The organism is Cytophagia bacterium CHB2 (genome assembly GCA_030263535.1).
GTDB lineage: Bacteria > Zhuqueibacterota > Zhuqueibacteria > Zhuqueibacterales > Zhuqueibacteraceae > Coneutiohabitans.
The window spans coordinates 1-3,708 of sequence record SZPB01000498.1 but is presented as its reverse complement, the minus strand read 5'-3'; the positions used below and the strand labels follow the sequence as shown (position 1 = coordinate 3,708).

General features: G+C 53.7%; 2 protein-coding genes. Both read right to left on the bottom strand.

Annotated elements, in window-relative coordinates; translation table 11 throughout:
- Positions 1-1,387: hypothetical protein (locus FBQ85_27895; GenBank protein MDL1878957.1), on the bottom strand; the 1,387-nt coding region annotated here is incomplete at its 3' end.
- Between the two features lie 415 nt (positions 1,388-1,802).
- On the bottom strand, positions 1,803-3,708 hold a 1,906-nt coding region (locus FBQ85_27890; GenBank protein MDL1878956.1), incomplete at its 5' end, for a glycogen/starch/alpha-glucan phosphorylase.

The following is a 3,708-nucleotide window of genomic DNA, read 5'->3' as shown; positions in this document are numbered from 1 at the left end:
TCCGCTCAAAAAAGCCAAAGGTTTCGTCCCAAAAAACCGCATCGCCTTCACGCAGCTCCGGCTCAGAAGTGCCCCATTGGGCGCGATGCAAATCCATGTCAGTAATGCCGAAATTGCCGATGATGTATTCATCGTCGATGCGTTCGCGAATCCAATAAAGCCCCCAGTATTCGTTATTCAAATAAAGCGCAACCGGACGGAACGCCGAGATGATGCCTCCGATTTCGTGCCATACCGAATGTGTCAAAGCGTCGTCAATCATGGTGAACGTCGAGCTGCCGGAAGCCTGATCGCCGGAGGGCGCATACAGCACGAGGCGTTTGAACGTGCTCAATGTTTTTTGCGGGAAGACGCGATAATTCAGATAACTCTGGCCGTAGTCGCTGCGAAAATACAGGCGCAGGCTTTTTTTGGCGTCAACGCGCGAGCTGTTGCCGTGAATGCGAATGCCGGCGGGCGCCGCGAATTGGGTCACGCCGTTTTCAATGAATGCCACATCGACCGGCCGCTCCCACGCATCGCCTTCGCCAAAAGGGTTGACGTAAATGCCGATATCCGGATCCCAAAAATTGGCGGGCGCGGTGGCAATCGCGATGATGGGCAATTGCGGATTGTCATTGACAATGTAGGTTCGCGAGGCAATGCTGGTTTTAGCTTCGCCTTGCACGAATACCCTTGCCCGCAGCACGGTGACGCGGCTGAACGTCAGCGGTTGTGAATAGAGCGTGCTTTGCGCCCACGGTTCGTTGCCGTTTAGCGTGTATCGAATTTCGCCTTCGGGATGATTGGTGGACATGGTCACCGTGACGTTGCCTTGATAAACTCCTTGCGGCTGCGAAAACGTCAACGTTACCTCTGCCGGCGCATCACCGCGATTGGCGGCAGCCGGCGTTGGCGTTTGCATAAAGGCAAAATTGGCGCTGCCGTCGGGCAACCGTCCGAACGAAACATCCACCGTTTGCGGCCCAAACGTGAAGCTGTCAACGACTTCCCCGGTCGGCGAATAAAGGCCGAGGAATTCTCCACCGGCGCCCAGCTTGAAATTGGTATGCAAACTGGCAGGATTGGGGCGATCCTTTCCTGAAGCCCAGACGAGCAGATAGGCGCGTGGCGCCAGAGTGACTGCTGGAAACGTCCATTGTACCGGGTCATTTGTGGCATCGGTGATGGTATAGCCTGCCAAATTAACCGCTTCAGAACCGGCATTGTACAACTCGATCCAGTCGCTTGCCTCGTTGTCCTCGTCAACGTTGGTGGCTTGATTGGAGGCAAGCAATTCATTGATCACCAGCGTTTGCGCGGAAGCGGCAGGCGAACCCGACATCCACAACACCACGAGGAATGCCAGGCTCAAACCCGCTTGCCGTAAGAATCGGAAAGGAATCATACGAACCCCTGTTGAACGTGTGTAATTTTTGTAAACTGTAACGCCTTCTCAAAACAGAAGAACCAACAGCCGCATCGTGCAGCCAAGCGATTGCGATGCCGTTTCGGTCAAGCCAAGGTTGTGAAAAGAGGTGACGGGGTCTTCGTGTCTACAGCCCGTATCAAGAGTTGAGGTCAAATGGCAGGTGATGGATTACCACAATACATAACGGCAATAACTGCTTTCGCGGATAAAATTCTTCACCCGGACAAAATCCGCCGCCAGAAATCTGCGGGCCGCGATCTGCCGGCGGAACCTGTCGAAGACAACTTCGTTGCCCTCGACAAGCTCCGGCAGCGCTCTCATGTTTCCGGGTCAAATTTTTGATGTGCAACAGCCAAGCCGCTGCAGAAACCGCAATTCACATGATGTGAATTTATGCGGGCGGCATTCCGCCGTTTGTTTGACTCTCCTCACGGTACACCGGGCGGATATCCCAGATTTCGCGCGCATATTCCATCACGGTGCGGTCGCTCGAAAATTTGCCGATACGCGCCACATTAAAAATGGCTTTGCGCGCCCACAACTGCGGTTGCGTGTATTCCTCTGCCGCGCGTATTTGCGTCTCGGCGTACGACTCCAAATCCGCGACATGAAAATATTCGTCGCCGGCTACCATAATTTTTTCATAAATCGGGCGGAACAAGCCCGGCTCCCGCTCGCAAAAGCGGTTCGAATTCAGACTATCCACCACCCGCCGAATCATGGGACTACGCAAATAATAATCCTGCGGGCGATACGAGTTGTTTTGCCGCATGGCGGCGACTTCCTCCGCCGTCAACCCAAAAATATAAATGTTTTCCGCGCCCACTTCGTCACGAATTTCGATGTTCGCCCCGTCGAGCGTGCCAATCGTGAGCGCACCGTTCATGGCGAATTTCATATTGCCCGTGCCCGAGGCTTCCTTGCCGGCCGTGGAAATTTGCTCGCTGAGATCCGCCGCCGGAATGATTTTTTCCGCCAGCGACACGCGATAATCCGGCATGAACACCACCTTCATCTGGTCTTTTACCGCCGCATCATGATTCACCACATCCGCGATATTGTTGATGAGCTTGATGATCAGCTTTGCCATGAAATATCCGGGCGCGGCTTTTCCGGCAATAATGTATGTTCGGGGCGCGGCGAGTTCCTTGCCGTCTTCGACGAGAGTGAAGTATTGATGCATGATGTGCATGGCATTCAAAAGCTGGCGCTTGTACTCGTGAAAGCGCTTGACTTGAATGTCGAAGATAGTATCCGGTGACACCTTCAAATGATTCGTTTCCTGAATCACGCGCGCCAGGCGTTCTTTATTGAATTTTTTGATTGCCATAAACTCCTGCTGAAAGCCGGCATCATCAACAAACGGCTCCAGGGCGCGCAAACGTTCGAGATCCGTAATCCACGTCTCGCCGATCGTGTGATTCAACAAATTCGCCAGACGCGGGTTGGCTTGCTGCAGCCAGCGCCGCGGCGTTACGCCGTTGGTTTTGTTGTTGAATTTGTGCGGCCAGAGTTGATGAAAATCCGGCACCAGCGTCTTTTTCACCAGCTCCGTATGCAATTCCGCTACACCGTTGATCGAATGGCTGCCGATCATCGCGAGATGCGCCATGCGCACATGTTTCGGATCGCCTTCTTCAATGATCGACATGCGCTGCAACCGCGCGCCGTCATTGGGCCAAATTTGGGCGACATGCTGCAAGAAACGCAAATTGATTTCGAGAATGATCTGCAAATGGCGGGGCAATACCAATTCCATCAACGGCATGGTCCATTTTTCCAGCGCTTCCGGGAGCAGCGTATGATTGGTAAATCCGAGAGTCGCCTCTGTAATTTCCCAGGCCTTTTCCCAGGGTAAATCGTGCTCATCCATCAGAATACGCATCAGCTCCGCCACGGAGAGCGCCGGATGTGTGTCGTTGAGCTGCATCGCCACCTTTTCCGGGAACATCTCAAAGGTTTTATGCTTGTCAAGATAGGTGTTGACGATGTCGCGAATGGCGCAGGCGACGAGAAAATATTCCTGCACCAGGCGCAGTTCTTTGCCGGATTGCACTTTGTCGGAAGGATAAAGCACTTTCGAGATGCGCTCGGTCCCGATTTTGTCCGCAACCGCGTTGAGATAATCGCCTTGGTTGAAAATCTCCATGTCGAATTCCGAGGAGGCGCGCGCCGCGAAGAGCCGCAGATAATTCACGGTTTCGCCGTCGTAGCCCACGATCGGCATGTCGTGCGGCACACCGATGATCAATTTCCAATCCAGCCAAACCGATTTCGTCTTGCCGTCCGCACCGATT